The sequence below is a fragment of the Micromonospora sp. GCM10011541 genome, assembly GCF_042650725.1.
GTDB classification, from domain to species: Bacteria; Actinomycetota; Actinomycetes; order Mycobacteriales; family Micromonosporaceae; genus Micromonospora; species Micromonospora sicca.
The window spans coordinates 114,626-131,115 of sequence record NZ_JBHSBP010000055.1; the positions used below are offsets into that span (position 1 = coordinate 114,626).

The 16,490-nt window shown below is 73.6% G+C and carries 19 protein-coding genes; 12 read left to right on the plus strand and 7 right to left on the minus strand.

What is annotated here, in order from left to right:
• Positions 1-49 precede the first annotated feature (49 nt).
• Complete coding sequence (locus ACFOYX_RS22640; protein WP_322441608.1) at positions 50-1,105, plus strand: ROK family protein; 1,056 nt, start codon at positions 50-52, stop codon at positions 1,103-1,105.
• Between the two features lie 48 nt (positions 1,106-1,153).
• Here the strand turns inward: ACFOYX_RS22640 and ACFOYX_RS22645 are convergent, their stop codons facing one another.
• Together ACFOYX_RS22645 and ACFOYX_RS22650 are read right to left on the minus strand one after the other, a co-directional pair.
• Complete coding sequence (locus ACFOYX_RS22645) at positions 1,154-1,339, minus strand: DUF397 domain-containing protein (protein ID WP_109800837.1); 186 nt, start codon at positions 1,337-1,339, stop codon at positions 1,154-1,156.
• A gap of 5 nt (positions 1,340-1,344) precedes the next feature.
• On the minus strand, positions 1,345-2,190 hold the full coding sequence (locus ACFOYX_RS22650) for a helix-turn-helix transcriptional regulator (RefSeq protein ID WP_322441607.1): 846 nt from the start codon (positions 2,188-2,190) through the stop codon (positions 1,345-1,347).
• A 294-nt stretch (positions 2,191-2,484) separates the two neighbouring features.
• Here ACFOYX_RS22650 and ACFOYX_RS22655 point away from each other — a divergent pair, with 294 nt between their 5' ends.
• Positions 2,485-2,715: a hypothetical protein gene (locus ACFOYX_RS22655; protein ID WP_322441606.1), complete on the plus strand. Its 231-nt coding sequence runs from the start codon at positions 2,485-2,487 to the stop codon at positions 2,713-2,715.
• A gap of 4 nt (positions 2,716-2,719) precedes the next feature.
• Here ACFOYX_RS22655 and ACFOYX_RS22660 read toward each other — a convergent pair whose 3' ends face one another.
• Positions 2,720-3,979, minus strand: coding sequence for an ATP-binding protein (locus ACFOYX_RS22660; RefSeq protein WP_322441605.1), 1,260 nt, complete (start codon positions 3,977-3,979; stop codon positions 2,720-2,722).
• A gap of 208 nt (positions 3,980-4,187) precedes the next feature.
• Here ACFOYX_RS22660 and ACFOYX_RS22665 point away from each other — a divergent pair, with 208 nt between their 5' ends.
• Positions 4,188-5,291, plus strand: coding sequence for a D-alanine--D-alanine ligase family protein (locus ACFOYX_RS22665; protein ID WP_109800833.1), 1,104 nt, complete (start codon positions 4,188-4,190; stop codon positions 5,289-5,291).
• A 47-nt stretch (positions 5,292-5,338) separates the two neighbouring features.
• Here the strand turns inward: ACFOYX_RS22665 and ACFOYX_RS22670 are convergent, their stop codons facing one another.
• Both ACFOYX_RS22670 and ACFOYX_RS22675 read right to left on the minus strand, forming a co-directional pair.
• Positions 5,339-5,872, minus strand: coding sequence for a DUF3515 family protein (locus tag ACFOYX_RS22670; protein WP_322441683.1), 534 nt, complete (start codon positions 5,870-5,872; stop codon positions 5,339-5,341).
• A 93-nt stretch (positions 5,873-5,965) separates the two neighbouring features.
• The gene (locus tag ACFOYX_RS22675; RefSeq protein ID WP_013284547.1) at positions 5,966-6,199 is read right to left on the minus strand and encodes an Lrp/AsnC ligand binding domain-containing protein; all 234 of its coding nucleotides are present in this window, start codon (positions 6,197-6,199) and stop codon (positions 5,966-5,968) included.
• Between the two features lie 175 nt (positions 6,200-6,374).
• Here ACFOYX_RS22675 and ACFOYX_RS22680 point away from each other — a divergent pair, with 175 nt between their 5' ends.
• Both ACFOYX_RS22680 and ACFOYX_RS22685 read left to right on the plus strand, forming a co-directional pair.
• Complete coding sequence (locus ACFOYX_RS22680) at positions 6,375-7,322, plus strand: thiamine-phosphate kinase (protein ID WP_322441604.1); 948 nt, start codon at positions 6,375-6,377, stop codon at positions 7,320-7,322.
• Positions 7,323-7,384: 62 nt separating this feature from the next.
• Complete coding sequence (locus ACFOYX_RS22685) at positions 7,385-7,852, plus strand: GNAT family N-acetyltransferase (RefSeq protein ID WP_322441603.1); 468 nt, start codon at positions 7,385-7,387, stop codon at positions 7,850-7,852.
• A 135-nt stretch (positions 7,853-7,987) separates the two neighbouring features.
• Here ACFOYX_RS22685 and rpmB read toward each other — a convergent pair whose 3' ends face one another.
• Complete coding sequence (gene rpmB, locus ACFOYX_RS22690) at positions 7,988-8,179, minus strand: 50S ribosomal protein L28 (protein ID WP_007456456.1); 192 nt, start codon at positions 8,177-8,179, stop codon at positions 7,988-7,990.
• A gap of 228 nt (positions 8,180-8,407) precedes the next feature.
• Between rpmB and ACFOYX_RS22695 the strand changes: the two genes are divergently transcribed.
• Positions 8,408-10,030 (plus strand): DAK2 domain-containing protein, encoded by a 1,623-nt coding sequence (locus tag ACFOYX_RS22695; RefSeq protein ID WP_322440817.1) that lies wholly within the window; start codon positions 8,408-8,410, stop codon positions 10,028-10,030.
• Entirely contained in the window at positions 10,027-12,228 is a 2,202-nt protein-coding gene (recG, locus tag ACFOYX_RS22700; RefSeq protein WP_322475053.1) for an ATP-dependent DNA helicase RecG, read from the plus strand. The genes ACFOYX_RS22695 and recG overlap by 4 nt, the downstream gene beginning before the upstream one ends.
• 174 nt (positions 12,229-12,402) lie before the next feature.
• Here the strand turns inward: recG and ACFOYX_RS22705 are convergent, their stop codons facing one another.
• Positions 12,403-13,533, minus strand: a complete 1,131-nt coding sequence (locus ACFOYX_RS22705) for an LPXTG cell wall anchor domain-containing protein (RefSeq protein WP_322440815.1) — start codon at positions 13,531-13,533, stop codon at positions 12,403-12,405.
• A 354-nt stretch (positions 13,534-13,887) separates the two neighbouring features.
• Here ACFOYX_RS22705 and rsmD point away from each other — a divergent pair, with 354 nt between their 5' ends.
• From rsmD to rpmF, 5 genes are all read left to right on the plus strand, one after another.
• Positions 13,888-14,451 carry a 16S rRNA (guanine(966)-N(2))-methyltransferase RsmD gene (rsmD, locus tag ACFOYX_RS22710; RefSeq protein ID WP_109800840.1) on the plus strand — a complete coding sequence of 188 codons (564 nt, stop codon included), beginning with the start codon at positions 13,888-13,890 and terminating at the stop codon, positions 14,449-14,451.
• Positions 14,448-14,936 carry a pantetheine-phosphate adenylyltransferase gene (gene coaD / locus ACFOYX_RS22715; RefSeq protein ID WP_109800827.1) on the plus strand — a complete coding sequence of 163 codons (489 nt, stop codon included), beginning with the start codon at positions 14,448-14,450 and terminating at the stop codon, positions 14,934-14,936. Before rsmD ends, coaD begins: the two co-directional genes overlap by 4 nt.
• Positions 14,937-15,083: 147 nt before the next feature.
• Complete coding sequence (locus ACFOYX_RS22720) at positions 15,084-15,581, plus strand: hypothetical protein (protein ID WP_109800826.1); 498 nt, start codon at positions 15,084-15,086, stop codon at positions 15,579-15,581.
• Between the two features lie 108 nt (positions 15,582-15,689).
• Positions 15,690-16,253: a DUF177 domain-containing protein gene (locus ACFOYX_RS22725; protein WP_238453735.1), complete on the plus strand. Its 564-nt coding sequence runs from the start codon at positions 15,690-15,692 to the stop codon at positions 16,251-16,253.
• Positions 16,254-16,258: 5 nt separating this feature from the next.
• Complete coding sequence (rpmF, locus tag ACFOYX_RS22730) at positions 16,259-16,432, plus strand: 50S ribosomal protein L32 (protein ID WP_088963525.1); 174 nt, start codon at positions 16,259-16,261, stop codon at positions 16,430-16,432.
• Positions 16,433-16,490: the final 58 nt, after the last annotated feature.

Genomic DNA, 16,490 nt, shown 5'->3' on the forward strand with positions numbered 1-16,490 from the left:
AAAGCATTACCCTCACGTCGAGACGGGATCGGCGGGAGGCGGTGGCGGGTTGGGCAGCGCGGGTGTGCCGGTGGTGGTGGGTCTCGACAACGGCGGGACCAGCAACAACGCGACCGTCCTGACCGTCGACGGCCGGTTCCTGGTGGACGGTCTGGTGGAGATACCGAGTGAGGTGCGGGCCGGTCCCGAGGCGGCGATCGAGGCGTTGGCCCGGGCGCTGGACGGGGTGCTGGCGCTGACCGGCGTGCCCCGCGAGCTGGTCCGCGCCGTCGGTCTGGACACGCCGGGTCCGGCGAGCGCCACCGGGGTGATCTCCTCGCGCGGCTCGACCAACTTCTCCCAGCCCGCCTGGCGGGGGTACGACGTGCGCGGCGCGCTGGAGCGTCGGCTCGGCCTCCCGGTGATCTACCACAACGACGGCAACGCAGCCGCCCTCTACGCCCACCACGTGCACTTCGGGGCGGACGCGCTGCGCCGCTCCTCGGTCGCCGCCATCGTCGGCACCGGGCTCGGCGGTGGGGTGGTGGAGAGCGGCCGGGTCGTCTCCGGGGCCGCCGGGATGGCGGGGGAGTTCGGGCACGTGCACATCCCGCTGGACGGGGTGCTGGGGCCCGGTCAGCCGGTGCCGATCTGCGCCTGCGGCTTCGTCGCGGACGCCGAGAGCGTCGCGTCGCTGACCGCGATCGAGCGGAACCTGCTGCCGTACTGGCTGGGCCGGTACCCCGGGCATCCGCTGGCGGCCGAGGAGCCGCGCCGGGCCGCGAAGCTCGTCCGCGGGTACGGCGAGCGCGGCGACGCGCTGGCCCGGGCGGTCTTCACCCAGCAGGCGATGGCGCTGGGCCGGCTCTTCACGATCGCGGCCAACTTCACCGACCCGCACGCGTACTTCATCGGGGGTGGGGTGGTGGAGGCGGCGCCGGAGTTCCGCGACTGGTTCCTCGCCACGGTCGCGGAGCACACCGTGCTCCGCGCCGAGCAGGCCGCCGTCGCCACCTTCGAGCTGGTGCCGGACCGGGACATGGCGGGGGCCCGCGGGGTGGCCATCGCGGCGCTGGAGACCCTGCTTGCGGGGTCGCCGGCGGCCGGCCCGGTGGTCGCCGGCTGACCACCGTCGCGGCCGGACCTGAGCCCTACGCGCGGGGGCCGGGCGGCGTCAGTCGCGGGGCGGCGCGCCGGTGAAGGCCGCCCAGGCGGCCGGGGAGAAGACCAGCGTCGGACCGGTGGGGTCCTTGGAGTCGCGGACGGCCACGGCCGCCGGGAGGACGGCCATCTCGACGCAGGCGCCCTCGTCGCCGCTGTGGCTGCTCTTGCGCCAGTGGAGGCTGTTCGTGGATCGCATCGGTTCTACCTTCCCTTGAGGAGTTGGACCAGCTGGTCCCGGCTGTCCGCCGGACTCAGCGCCACGGTCCGGAGATGTTCCATGATCTTGGTGCAGGTCCGCAGGTCACCCGGCCGGTCGAGGACCATCTGCCCGGCCACCGTCTCCACCGAGGCGATGATCGGGTCCTCGGGGTCGGCGAACTCCAGGATGTGCAGCGAGCCCCGGGTGCCCCGGTGGTAGCCGGCCGCCAAGGGGATCACCTGCACGGTGATGTTGGGCAGCTCCGCCATCTTCAGCAGGTGCCGTAGCTGGCCCTCCATGACGGCCCGGTCGCCCACCGGGCGCAGCAGCGCGCCCTCGTCGATGATCGCGTCGAGGATCGGCGGGGCGTCGGCGGTGAGCCGCTGCTGCCGGTCGAGTCGCAGGTGGACCCGCTGCTCCACCTGCTCGTCGCTGAGGGTGTGCGGACCGCCGCGCATCACCCCGCGGATGTAGTCGGCGGTCTGCAACAGGCCGGGCACCACCGAGGGCTCGAAGTTGGCGATTCCGGTGGCCTCCGCCTCCAGGGCGATGAAGTCGATGGTCCGGCGGTCCAGCAGGTACGAGTAGGAGACCCACCAGCCGGGCTTACGGGCGTCCTTGGCGAGCTGCACCGCCGCGGCCACCTCGTCAGCGCCGACCCGGTAGAGGGTGAGCAGGGCGCGGACGGTGGCCGGGCTGACCAGCGTCTGCGCGTTCTCGTAGCGGGACAGGGTGCTCCGGGTGCTGTTGATCTCGTCGGCCGCGGCCTCGAGGGTCAGGCCGGCGGCCTCCCGGTGGGTGCGTAGGGCGATGCCGAGCCGTCGGGCGCGTGCGGTCTTCGGAGCCATGCATCGATGGTCGCACATCAACGGGAGGGTGCGCGTGAGAGAAAGCCGATGAGAGTTGCATTCACGCGTGTCCACCTGTCAATCTGTGACGGCGTCCTCACCGCCGGTTGTCGTGGCGACGGTGGTGGTGAGCGACCGGAGGGGATGGGGCGCGCGGCGATCGGGTTTTACTCCCCCACGACCCGATCGCCGCGTGCCCCTCATCCGCAACCGACGGGGAGGGACCCGCATGACGCTGACCGGACGCCACCCCCGGGTGCCCGGACCCGTCCGCCCAGCCGGTGGTGGTCGGCGATGACCCGGTTCCTCGTGGTCCTCACCGACGTCCGGCCCCTGGAAGGGCCGGGCCGCAACGAGCGGACCAGCCCGGAACGACGCCGACAGGTGGTCGGGGCCAGCAGCCGGGAGGCCGCCGACCGGATCGCCGGCGCGTTCATGGCCCTGGGCATGGTGCGCGCCGGCCGGCAGCGGGTGAAGGTGATCGCGGTGGGCCGCCGGGGGTACGTCCGGGAGAGCGTCGCCTGAGCCGTCAGAGCAGCTTGCGCCGCTTCAGGTACGCCACCAGGTCGTCGTAGACGCCACCCTCGTTGGCGAACATGGCGACGTTGCGAGCGGTCGACAGCCAGGGCCGGGTCGACGGGCGGACCTCCTTCAGCGCCCGCTCCAGGTCCCGCTGCTCGATCATCCGGACCTCGCCGCTGCGTACCGAGTCGGCCATCGCGAACTCGGCAGCGGTCTCGCAGAGGTGGGCCAGGTCGGCGCCGGAGAAGTCCTCGGTCGCGGCGATCACCCGGCGCAGGTCGATGTTCGCGATCGGCCGCTGCCGCAGGTGGTACTCCAGGATCGCCGCCCGGGCCTCGGCGTCCGGCGGCAGCACCAGCACCACCCGGTCCAGCCGGCCCGGCCGGCGCAGCGCCGGGTCCACGTCCCACGGGGTGTTCGTGGCGGCCAGCACGAAGACCCCCTCCTTGCTGCCCTCCATGCCGTCCAGTTCGGCCAGCAGCTGGTTGCCCAGCGTCCGCATGGAACTCGACGAGACCTGGGAGCGCTTGTGGCCCAGGGCGTCGACCTCGTCGAGGAAGAGCACGCAGGGCGCGTTGCGCCGGGCCGCCTCGAACAGCTCGTGCAGGTTCCGCTCCGAGTTGCCGATCCACATGTCGAGCACGTCGACGATGGACAGGGAGAGGAACTTCGCGCCCATCTCGCCGGCCACCGCCCGGGCCAGGAAGGTCTTGCCGCACCCGGGCGGGCCGTAGAGCATCAGCCCGCCGCGCAGGCTCTTGCCGTACATCCGGCGCAGCTCGGGGTTGCGCAGCGGGCCGAGGAAGGCCAGCTCCAGGCGTTCCTTCACGGCCGTCATGCCGCCCACGTCGGCCAGCCGGACCGTGGCGGACTCCACGTCGTACACCCGGTCGGCCTCGCCGACGACCGGTTCCGGCTCGTCGCCCGCCCGGGCGAAGCGCGGTGGCACGACGTCGGCCAACTCCTGCTCGTACGCGGCCAGCGGGTCGTCCCCGGGCGGCGTCGGACCGGCGGGGGCCGGGCGCGGCGCGGCCGGACGGGCCGGCGCCGCCGCCTCCGGTGCGGGTGCCCCCAGCGCCCGCTGCATCAGGGCCTGCGCCTGGTCGTCGCCCGGATCCCGGGCGAGCGCCTGCCCGACCTGCGCGATCGCCTCCGCGCCCCGGCCGGAGTCCAGCAGCAGTCCGGCCAGGTGCAGGCGCAGGGGCAGGTCGTCCGGGCGGGCGTCCAGGGCGGCCAGCAGGCTGTCGATGAGGGGATCGGCGCTCATAGGACGAGGAGCGTAGTGAAGGTGGGCTCGCCTCCGCTCGCCCGCACGGCAATTACTCCCCGTATATGACTCGTTGACTGGTTGCGCTGTCCCGACCCACGTCCCCGGGTATCGGCTTCGGGTTCTCGCCACGCACAGTAAGGTCAATCGGGTGAGCGCCACCGGCGAGCACGGCCAGCCGCAGTCGCGAGCGAAGAGGTGACCTCGAGTGACCACCCCAGGCAAGACCCGTGTGGCGATCGTCTTCGGCGGCCGCAGCCCCGAGCACGGCATCTCCTGCGTCAGTGCCGGCAGCGTCCTGGGCGCCCTCGACCCGGACGAGTTCGAGGTGGTGCCGGTCGGCATCACCCGGCAGGGCCAGTGGGTGCTGACCAGCGGCGACCCGAGCGAGCTCTCGATCCAGGCGCGCAAGCTCCCGGAGATCACCGCCGCCGCCGGCGCCGCCCTGGTGCTGCGCGCCGAGCCGACCGCGGGCGGCCTCATGGTGCTCGACCCGACGGAGGGCCCGCGGGCGCTGGCCGACGTGGACGTGGTCTTCCCCGTGCTGCACGGGGCGTACGGCGAGGACGGCACCATCCAGGGGATGCTGGAGATGGCCGACATCCCGTACGTCGGGGCGAACGTCTTCGCCTCCGCCGCCGCCATGGACAAGGAGTTCACCAAGAAGCTCTGCGCCGCCGAGGGCATCCCGGTCGGCCCGTACGTGGTGCTGCGCAACGGGATGACGCTGAGCGAGGCGGACAAGGAGCGGCTGGGGCTGCCGGTCTTCGTCAAGCCGTCCCGCGCCGGCTCGTCCTTCGGCATCACCAAGGTCGACGACTGGTCCCAGCTCGACGCGGCGGTCGCCACCGCCCGGGAGATCGACACGAAGGTGCTGGTCGAGGGGGCGGTCGTCGGCCGGGAGATCGAGTGCGGCGTGCTGGAGGGCGAGGCCGGCGGCGCGCCCGAGGCGTCCGTGCTGGCCGAGGTCCGGATGGTCGGCGACCGGGAGTGGTACGACTTCGAGGCGAAGTACCTCTTCGCCGACGAGGTCTGCGAGTACGACGTCCCGGCGAACCTGCCCGAGCGGGTCACCCGGCAGGTCCAGGAGTACGCCACCCGGGCGTTCACCGCGCTCGACTGCTCCGGCCTGGCCCGGGTCGACTTCTTCGTCACCCCGGAGCTGGACGTCTACCTCAACGAGATCAACACGATGCCCGGGTTCACCCCGACGTCGATGTTCCCCAGGATGTGGGCGGCCAGCGGCCTCGAGTACCCGAAGCTGGTCAACCGCCTCATCCGTAGCGCCCTGCACCGCCACGCCGGCCGCTGACCCGGCCGCACCGGAGCCGTCCCGCGGGGAAGCCCGCGGGGCGCCGGTCAGGCGGTGCAGCCGGCGGGGGCGGACTTCGCCGAGGGGACCGCGGAGACGACGGCGTCGGAGATCGGGCCGACCCATTGCAGCGGCTGCTCGTACTGCCGGGGCACCCGGACCCGGACCGGGGTCTCCCGGTCGACGGTGGTCAGCACAGTGGCGTCGGCCTCCTGCACGGCGTGCCAGCAGACCTTGTCGACCGACCACACCTCGTCGGTGGGCTGGACGATCGGCGGGGTGCCGCCGCAGACGACGGTGAGCGCCGGGTCGCCGTACGCGACATTCTGCTCCGGGCCGGCGGTGACCGGCCGCTGGGTCAGGTCGCGGACCCGGTCCGGCAGCTGCGACACCAGGGCGCGGCAGACCGTCGCGGGCCGCTCGGCCAGCGTCGGGGCGGGCAGTTCCACCGGGGCGGTGGACTGCGGCCGCGCGGCGGTCGCCGACGGGCGCGGCGCGGCGGCCGGCTCGTCCGGGGCGAGCTTCGCGAAGGTGAAGCCGGCCACCGCCACGGTCACCGGCAGCGCGATCAGCGTGGCCATCAGCGCGGCGCGGCGGGTGGTCCGGTCCGGGCGCGGCGTCTCGTCGGCCGGGCGGGACTTCTCGAGAGCGGGGGACACAGTGATCTCGTCCACTTACAGGCGCACCACCGAACACGTGAGGGTGCGGGTGATGCCGGGCACCATCTGCACCTTGCTGACGATGAGTTTGCCGAGCTCGTCGACGGTGTTGGCCTCGGTGAGGACGACCACGTCGTACGGCCCGGTGACGGCGTCGACCCGTACCACGCCGGCAAGGTCCGCGATCAGACCGGCCACGTCACGCGCCCGACCGACCTCGGTCTGGATGAGGATGTACGCCTGTACCACGACTCGACCTCCGTCCGTCGCCGCCTGGGGCGGCCCGAAGGGTGAAACTACCTTACGGAGCAGGCCTGATCCCTATCGGTCGTCGGCTGGACGCGGTGAGCGAGCACACGCGGCTGCCGGGCGGGGCGTGCCGTGGCGTGGTGACGAGCATGAATGAGCGCGGCGAGGGGACAAGATGACGGTCGCGGGTGTCGGGGAGTTCGGACTGATCGACCGGGTCACCGCCCGGTTGACGTACGGGGAGAGCTGCCTGCTCGGCCCCGGTGACGACGCGGCGGTGGTGGCGGCGCCGGACCGGCGGGTGGTGGCCTCGACGGACGTGCTGGTCGAGGGGCGGCACTTCCGCCGGGACTGGTCGAGCGCGCGGGACGTGGGGCACCGGGCGGCGGCGGCCAACCTGGCCGACATCGCGGCGATGGGCGCCAGCCCGACCGCCCTGCTGGTCGCCCTCTGCATGCCGGCGGATCTGGACCCGAGCTGGGCGGAGGAACTGGCCGACGGGCTCGGCGCGGAGGCCGCCCTGGTCGGCGCGAGCGTGGTCGGCGGCGACATGTCCGCCAGTCCCACGCTGACCATCGCGGTCACCGCCCTCGGCGACCTGGCGGGCCGGCCGCCCGTGGTCCGCTCCGGGGCGCGGCCCGGCGACGTGGTGGCCCTGGCCGGGCGGACCGGCTGGGCGGCGGCCGGGTACACCGTGCTGTCCCGCGGTTTCCGGACGCCCCGGCTGCTGGTGGAGGCGTTCCGGCGGCCCGAGGTGCCCTATCCGGCCGGTCCGGAGGCCGCCGGGCTCGGCGCCACCGCGATGATCGACGTGTCGGACGGGCTGCTGGCCGACCTGGGCCACGTGGCGAAGGCCAGCGGCGTCGCCGTCGACCTGCGGCGGGACGCCTTCGAGGTGCCCCGGCAGATGCGGGACGCGGCGCAGGCGCTCGGCGTCGACCCGTACTCCTGGATCCTCGGCGGGGGCGACGACCACGCCCTGGCCGCGACCTTCCCGCCGGCGGTGGCGCTGTCGGCGGGCTGGCGGCCGATCGGGCGGGTGACCGAGGGGGCGGGGGTGACCGTGGACGGCGTGCCGTACGCCGGGCCGGCCGGCTGGGACCACTTCCGCCGGTCGGAGTGATCTGCGACCGAACCGGGCCGGTGGGCCCGGGGCGCGCCGGGCGGCGGTCGTACCCTTCAGGCGTGACTGAGATCGAGATCCGGGTGCAGCGGTTCGACGCGCCCGAGTCGCAGGCATTGATCAAAGCGGCCCTGGCCGACCTCGGCGAGCGGTACGGCGGCAGCGGCGACGACACCCCGGTGGACGCGGCGGAGTTCGAGCCGCCGGCCGGCGCCTTCCTGGTGGCCTACCTCGGCGGACAACCGGTGGGCTGCGGCGGCTGGCGCAGCCACGGCGACGACGGGGAGGCGGCGGAGCTGAAGCGGATGTACACCGCGCCGGCGGCCCGGGGGCGGGGCGTGGCCCGTGCGGTGCTGGCCGCGGTCGAGCGGTCGGCCCGGGAGCAGGGCCGCAACCGGATCATCCTGGAGTGCGGCGACAAGCAGCCCGAGGCGATCGCCATGTACACCTCGGCCGGGTACGAGCGGATCCCGAACTTCGGCTTCTACCAGGACGCCCCCGGCTGCCTCTCCTTCGGCCGCACCCTCTGACTCGGGTCTGGCGGGTGCGCGACGACCCCGGTCGTCGCGCACCCGGCCGGCCCGGCCGTGCCCGGACACGACAGAACCGGCGGACCGTGACGGTCCGCCGGTGCTGGGTGTTTCGGGAAGCTTGGGGCTACCGCGTCAGGCGCGGGTGACCTTGCCGGCCTTGATGCACGAGGTGCAGACCTGCAGCTTCTTGGTGTTGCCGCCACCGGCCGGGGTCCGCACCGACTGGATGTTCGGGTTCCAGCGGCGGTTGGTCCGCCGGTGCGAGTGGGACACGTTGTGGCCGAAGCCCGGTCCCTTGCCACAGACGTCGCACACGCTAGCCACGGGATACTCCTGGGATTGAAACGTTCATGAGGTCGCCGCCAGGCACTGCCCGGGCAACCTGGCCAGGTTACCCGATGACCCGCCGGTACGCCCAACCGGCCCGGTCGGCGGCGACTCGGGCCCGACCAGCGTACTCGGGTCGGGCGGGCTTCGACGAGCGACGGCCGGGCGGGGGGACACGCCGGCCGACCCCGGCGCGTGTCGGTGCGCGCAAGTAGGCTTCTCGCCGTGCTGGACACCCTCGACGCCGCCGCGGTGCGCCGCTGGTGCGCGAGCGGGCTGGCCGCCATGCGCCGGCACCAGGGTGAGATCGACGACCTCAACGTCTACCCCGTCCCGGACGGCGACACGGGCACCAACCTGGTGCTCACCCTCACCTCCGCCCAGCAGGCGCTGGCGATGGACCTGGACACCCTCCCCGAGGACGGGCACACCCCGCACGGGCACGCCCTGCGGCTGATGGCCCGGGGCGCGCTGCTCGGGGCCCGGGGCAACTCCGGGGTGATCCTGTCGCAGATCCTGCGCGGCTTCGCCGACGCGCTGGCCGCCACGCCGGCGGTCCGCGGTCGCCAGCTCGCCGCCGCGCTGGCCGACGCGGCCACCGCCGCGTACGGGGCGGTCGCCCGGCCGGTCGAGGGCACCCTGCTCAGCGTGGTCGCCGCCGCCGCGCGCGCCGCCGACCAGGCGGACAGCGACGACCTGCGGGTGGTGGCCCGGGCGGCGGCCGGCGGGGCCGCGCGGGCGCTGGCGCGGACCACCGAGCAGCTGCCGGCGTTGGCCCGGGCCGGCGTGGTGGACGCCGGCGGGCGCGGGCTCTGCGTGCTGCTGGACGCGCTGGTCGAGGTGATCACCGGGGAGAGCCCGCAGCAGCCGGCGCCCGCCCCGCCCACGGTCCGTCCGCCGGCCACGGCCGTCCGGGAGACCGGCTCGCCGGAGTACGCGTACGAGGTGCAGTTCCTGCTCGAGGCCGGGGCGGAGGCGGTCGCGCGGCTGCGCGCCGAGCTGGACGCGCTGGGCGACTCGCTGGTGATCGTCGGCGACGGCGGTGACGGCGGCGGCACCTGGAACGTGCACGTGCACGTCAACGACGTGGGTGGGGCGATCGAGGCGGGGGTGGTGGCCGGCCGGCCGCACCGGATCTCGGTGACCCGCTTCGCCGACCAGGTGGCGCCGGCCCCGCCCCCGCCGACGCTGCGGCCGGACGGCCGGGCGGCCGTGGTGGTGGCGGCCGGTGCCGGCATCGCCGAGCTGTTCGGCGCCGAGGGCGCCACCGTGGTGCCGGGCAACCCGTCCACCGGCGAGCTGCTGGACGCGATCCGGGCCACCGGCGCCGCCCGGGTGGTGGTGCTGCCCAACGACCCCAACACCCAGTCGGTGGCGAGCGCCGCCGCCAAGGAGGCCCACCGACTCGGCGTCAAGGTCAGCGTGGTGCCGACCCGGTCCCCGGTGCAGGCCCTCGCGGCCCTCGCCGTCCGGGATCCGGGCCGGCGCTTCGAGGACGACGTGATCGCCATGGCCGAGGCGGCCGGCGCCTGCCGGTACGCCGAGGTCTGCCACGCGAGCCGGGAGGCGCTCACCGTGGCCGGGCCGTGCCGGCCGGGCGACGTGCTGGCGCTCGTCGAGGGGGAGGTGCACCTGATCGGGGCGGACCTGCTCGACACCTGCACCGCCGTGGTGGACCGGATGCTCGGCGGCGGTGGCGAGCTGGTCACCCTGCTGTGCGGGGCGGACGCCCCGGCCGGGCTGGCCGACCGGGTACGCGAGCACGTGGCACGGGCCTGGCCGTTCGTCGAGGTCCAGGCGTACGAGGGCGGGCAGCCGCACTATCCGCTGCTGCTGGGGGTGGAATGACGAGCGAGCCGGCCACCATGGACACGCCGCTGAAGAAGCTGGTCGGGGAGAAGACCGCGAAGGCCCTGGCGAGCCACCTGGACATGCACACCGCCGGCGACCTGATCTACCACTTCCCTCGCCGGTACGACGAGCGGGGCGAGCACACCGACATCCGGTCGCTGGACGTGGGCGAGCAGGTGACCGTGCTGGCCCAGGTGCAGCGCACCGCGGTGCGGCCGATGCGGCAGCGGCGGGGCAACCTGCTGGAGGTGACCGTCGGCGACGGCTCCGGCGGGGTGCTCACCCTCACCTTCTTCGGCAACCAGGCGTGGCGGGAGCGGGAGCTGCGCCCCGGCCGGTGGGGCCTGTTCGCCGGCAAGGTCACCGAGTTCCGGGGCAAGCGGCAGCTCAACGGCCCGGAGTACGTGCTGCTCGGGGAGGGCGGCGACGGCGAGGCGGCGGCCAACGAGGAGGTCGAGGAGTTCGCCGGCGCGCTCATCCCGGTCTACCCGGCCGCCGCCGCGGTGCCCACCTGGGTGATCGCCCGCTGCGTCCGGGTGGTGCTGGACACCTTCACCCCGCCGGAGGACCCGCTGCCGGCGACCGTGCGGGCCGCCCGCAACCTGATCGGCATCGACACGGCGCTGCGCGAGATCCACCGGCCCTCCAGCAAGGAGGAGCTGTACCGGGCCCGCCGGCGGCTGAAGTGGGACGAGGCGTTCGCGGTGCAGCTCACCCTGGTGCAGCGCAAGCACCGGGCGGCCGACTGGCCGGCGAAGTCCCGGCCGCCGCGGGACGGCGGACTGCTCGACGCGTTCGACGCCCGCCTGCCGTACGAGCTGACGCCCGGCCAGCGGTCCGTCGGCACGGAGGTCGCCGCCGACCTGGCCACCGCGCACCCGATGCACCGGTTGTTGCAGGGCGAGGTCGGGTCGGGCAAGACGGTGGTGGCGCTGCGGGCCATGCTCCAGGTGGTCGACGCCGGCGGTCAGGCGGCCCTGCTCGCCCCGACCGAGGTGCTCGCCGCCCAGCACTACCGGGGCATGCTCGACCTGCTCGGCCCGCTCGCCCGGGCCGGCGAGCTGGGCGCCGCCGACGGCGCCACCCGGGTGGAACTGGTCACCGGTTCGCTCGGCGCGGCGGCCCGGCGGCGGGCACTGGCAGAGGTGGCCGAGGGTCGGGCCGGCATCGTGCTGGGCACCCACGCGCTGCTCTACGAGGGGGTCGACTTCGCCGACCTGGGCCTGGTGGTCGTCGACGAGCAGCACCGGTTCGGCGTGGAGCAGCGGGACGCGCTGCGCGCGAAGGCCGACCAGCCGCCGCACGTGCTGGTGATGACGGCCACCCCGATCCCGCGCACGGTCGCCATGACCGTCTACGGCGACCTGGAGATCTCCACCCTCTCCCAGCTCCCGCAGGGCCGTTCGCCGATCGCCTCGCACGTGGTGCCGGCGGCCGAGAAGCCCGCGTTCCTCGACCGGGCGTGGCGCCGGCTGCGCGAGGAGGTCGCCGCCGGGCACCAGGCGTACGTGGTGTGCCCGCGGATCGGGGAGGGACCCGCTTCGGAGGAGGAGCCGCCCCGGGAGGACGACAACGGGCGGCGGCCGCCGCTGGCCGTGACGGAGGTCGCCCCGCTGCTCGCCGAGGGGCCGCTGCACGGGCTGCGGATCGGGGTGCTGCACGGGAAGCTCCCGGCCGACGAGAAGGACGCGGTGATGCGGTCCTTCGCCGCCGGTGACCTGGATGTGCTGGTCGCCACCACCGTGGTCGAGGTGGGCGTGGACGTGCCCAACGCCACCGTGATGATCGTGCTCGACGCCGACCGGTTCGGCGTCTCGCAGCTGCACCAGCTGCGCGGGCGGGTGGGCCGGGGTTCCGCCGCCGGGCTCTGCCTGCTGGTGACCGAGGCGATGGAGGGTTCGCCCGCCCGGGAACGGCTGGACGCGGTCGCCTCCACCACGGACGGTTTCAAGCTCGCCGAGCTGGACCTGGAGCAGCGCCGGGAGGGCGACGTGCTGGGCGCGACCCAGTCCGGTCGCCGCTCGCACCTGCGACTGCTCTCGCTGCTGCGGGACGCCGACCTGATCCGGGACGCCCGGGCCGAGGCGATCGCCCTGGTCGAGGAGGACCCGGAGCTGCTCCGGCATCCGGCGCTGGCCGCCTCGGTCGCCGCCCTGGTCGACGAGGAACGCGCGGAGTACCTGGAGAAGGGCTGACCGCCCCCGCGAGCGGAGCGGCGGGGCCGCGCGGCGCCGCCGTGGTCGGCGAGCTGAGCGCCGGCTCGGCGAGTGCGGTGGCCGGCCCGGATGCGGCGGGCGGTCGCATGGACGGGGGACAGCGCGAGGGCGCGCCGACCGGCTGGTCGACGCGCCCCCGTCAGTTGCGATGGATCAGGCGGTGAAGCGGATCCGACGACGTCGTGCCACGACGAAGAGCACCGCGCCGGCCGCCAGCAGCGCGGCCGCGCCGCCGGCGATCAGGCCGGCCGGCGCACCGGTCTTCGGCAGCGCCGGCCCGCCGGCGCCGCCGCCCGCGGGCGGCGTGCTCGGGTTGGGACTGGTGCACTTCGCCGGCTTCTCCCAGGCGATCGGCGAGGCGTCGTCCAGGCCGTCGGCCCTGGGGGTGACGGTCAGACCCTCGACGGCCTTGAACGTCGCGGTCCTGGTCTCGCCCGGCTTCACGACCAGCGTCTGCGCGTCGCCCTTGTTCGGGGTGAGCGTGACCGTGACGGTCTTGCCGTCCTTCGGGTTCTCGACCTGGAAGATCAGCGCATCGCAGGTCATCTTGATGCTGCCGGTCGGCTCACCCGGCGCGACGCAGTCCTTGGCCGTGGCGGGCTTGGCGTCGAAGATGGGCGCCTTCTGCCCGGCCTCGGTTACCGTGATCCTGGCGGCGTTGCGGGCCGGCACGGTGATCGTGGTGTCCTTGCCGGCCGCGACGGTCGCGGTCTTCGTGAAGCCGTCGGTGCCGGTGACGGTGAACGCGGCGTCCCTGGTGGCCTCGGCGCCGTTCTCCAGCTTCACCGCGACGTCGCCGTCGCCGTCGCAGTCCGCGGTCACGGTGGCCTTCGGGTTGGCGGCAGCCGGCGGCGGGGTCACCACCTTGTCGCAGCTCTCGCTGAACTTGATGGACGCGCTGCTGTCGTCCTTCTCGTTCCACTCGTTGTCCCACTGCGCCTTCACGGTCAGCGAGGCCTCGGTGGCGTCGCCCGAGAGGCGGGCGTTGCCGACCACGGGCGTCGACACCGGGTGCGGGTAGACACCGGGCTCGCTCACCGCGATGCCGTCGACGGTGAACGGGGTGGCTGTCCCGTTCACCACGCTGGTGGCCTCGGCCTTGGCGAACCGGTAGTTGTGCACGCCTTCGGGGGCGTAGCTGTTGACGGTCCAGGTCGTGACCCACTCGCCGGCGGCGGTGTCGCACTCTGCGGTGACCTTGACCACGCTGTGGTGCGCGCTGGCCGGGCTCCCCAGGGTCAGGGCGCCGGCGATGCCGATCAGGGTGCTTGCGGTCACCGCCATGACATGGCGGTACGGGGATTTGAGACGGTTCACGCCTTCTCCTGACGAGGGATGTCGGGGGGTGGTCCCGGGAGGCGGAACGATCACCACCTGCCGTCCGGCGCGACCTGTTCCGGCGCCCTCCCGGCGCCGCGTGCCGGTTGCGGAGCGCGGCACGCCGGGCGACTTTATCGATGAGTCGTGAATCGGGAACGGCCCTGGGATCGATTAACAATGATGTTATCCATTCGAGATCATTGATGGACTCTCCGTGTCGGGCGGATCACGACAGCCGCCCGTCGCCGCCGGTGATCGTTCGGTGGTTCGCCCCGATCGACGGTCGCGTAGCGTCAGCAGCATGTGCAGGAGCAGACGGTGACCCGGATCGTGGCCGGGACGCTCGGCGGCCGACGCATCGCCGCGCCGCCCGGCGCCGGCACCCGGCCCACCTCCGACCGGGTCCGGGAGGCCCTGTTCAGCGCGGTGCAGGCGGAGGTGGACCTGGGCGGGGCCCGCTTCGCCGACCTCTACGCGGGCTCCGGCGCGGTCGGGCTGGAGGCGCTGTCCCGGGGCGCCCGGCACGTGCTGCTGGTCGAGTCCGACCCCCGGGCCGCCCGGGTGATCCGGGAGAACGTCGCCGCGCTGCGGGCCGCCCCGGCCGCCCGCCTGGTCACCGGTCGGGTCGCCACCGTGCTCGCGGCCGGTCCCGACGGTGACCCGTACGACGTGGTCTTCGCCGACCCGCCGTACGCCGTACCCGACGAGGAGATCACCGCGATGCTGGCCGCGCTCGCCGACGGCGGCTGGCTGGCCGCGGACGCCCTCGTGGTGGTGGAGCGGTCCAGCCGTTCCGGACCGGTCACCTGGGTGGAGGGCATCACGCCCGAGCGCAGCCGCCGTTACGGCGAGACCACCCTTTGGTACGGTCGCCGATCATGAGACGTGCGGTCTGTCCCGGCTCCTTCGATCCGGTCACCAACGGACACCTCGACATCATCGGCCGGGCCAGCCGGCTCTTCGACGAGGTGATCGTCGGCGTGCTGATGAACCAGTCGAAGCGTGGCCTGTTCACCGTCGAGGAGCGGATCGACATGCTCCGCGAGGTGACCTCCTCGTACGACAACGTGCGGGTCGAGTCGTTCCGCGGGCTGCTGGTGGACTTCTGCCGGGCCCAGCAGGCGAGCGTGCTGATCAAGGGCCTCCGGGCGGTCAGCGACTTCGACTACGAGCTGCAGATGGCCCAGATGAACATCGGCCTGGCCGGTGTGGAGACGCTCTTCATGCCGACCAACCCGCTCTACTCGTTCCTCTCCTCGAGTCTGGTCAAGGACGTCGCCAAGTGGGGCGGGGACATCTCGTCGCACGTGCCGGACGTGGTCCGCGAGCAGCTGCGCGCCCGGCTGGCCCCGGGGCAGCCCGGCTGACCCGACCGCCGGCGGCCCGGCGCGACGCGCCGGGCCCGGCGCGGATGGGCCACCTGTCGTCCGCGCACGACATCATTGGTGGAGCGGGAACCCGGCCGCAGCCCGCATCATGTAGGTCGGCCGAAGAACGACAGGAGTGAGGTACCGGTGGACCCGCTCGATCGCATCGACGAACTGATCGCCATGGTGGAGCAGGCCCGCTCCGTCCCGATGTCGCGCAACAACTGCATGGTCGACCGGGGCGAGATGATCGGCGCCCTCGACGAGCTGCGCGCCGAACTCCCCGCCGACCTGCGCCGGGCCGCCGCGCTGCTGGAGGAGCGCGACAAGATCATGGAGGCCGGCAAGCGGGAGGCCGACCGGATCATCAGCGAGGGTGAGGCGGAACACGCCCGCCTGGTCTCGGTGAACGAGATCACGGTCTCCGCCGAGCACGAGGGCGCCCGGATCATCGCCGAGGCCCGCGCCGAGGCCCAGCGCCTTCGTGACGAGGTGGACGACTACGTCGACACCGCGCTGGCCAACTTCGAGCAGTTCCTCACCCGGGCGCTCGCCTCGATAGAGCGCGGTCGGGACAAGATGCACGCTTTGCGGGAGATCGGCACCTTCGCTGGGGACGAGGCGGATCGCCCGCTACCCTTCTGAGCGGCACCCCGGCAGCCGACAGGCGGGGTGCGCCCCGCCCCGGTTCGACGGTCGGGTGCTCGTCCAGGTAACCTTTTTTGTCGGCCTCTCACCGGCCGGAGTCTAACTATGCCCAAACACTCGCCTTCATCACTCAACCCCAGGTCGCCGCTGGTCCTCGACACGAGGGACCTGCCGCGTCGGCCTGGTGCGTTGCGTACCGTCAAGCGGGTCGTACCGGCACCGGCGGACCTCGGCGTGGAGTTGATCGGCGTGCCGGAGGGCGCGGATCTCGACCTCGACCTGAGGTTGGAGTCGGTGTCCGAGGGCGTGCTCGTCTCCGGGACCATCACCGGTCCCGTCAAGGGCGAGTGCGGCCGTTGCCTGCGCGAGATCAACGACTCGGTGGTCGTGAACGTCCAGGAGCTGTACGCGTACGAGAACAGCACCACGGACACCACGACCGACGAGGACGAGGTGGGCCGGATGCAGGACGATCTGATCGACCTGGAGCCGGCGCTGCGGGACGCGGTGGTGCTCACACTGCCGACCAACCCGCTCTGCCGGGAGGACTGCCCAGGGTTGTGCCCCGAATGCGGGGTGCACTGGGACGATCTGCCGGCCGATCACAGCCATCAGCAGATCGACCCGCGTTGGGCGGGCCTGTCGCAACTGACCCGTAAAGAGGAGTAAGAACCGTGGCCGTCCCGAAGCGCAAGATGTCGCGCAGCAACACCCGGTCCCGCCGGGCGAACTGGAAGGCGGCCGTGGTCGCGACCGTGGCCTGCCCGCAGTGCAAGTCGGCGAAGCTGCCGCACGCCGCCTGCTCCGTCTGCGGCACCTACAACGGCCGCCAGGTTCTCGAGGTCTGACCTGGACGCCGAGTGACGCCCCCGACCGCGGGTCGGGCGGCGCGCGCACCCTGGCAAT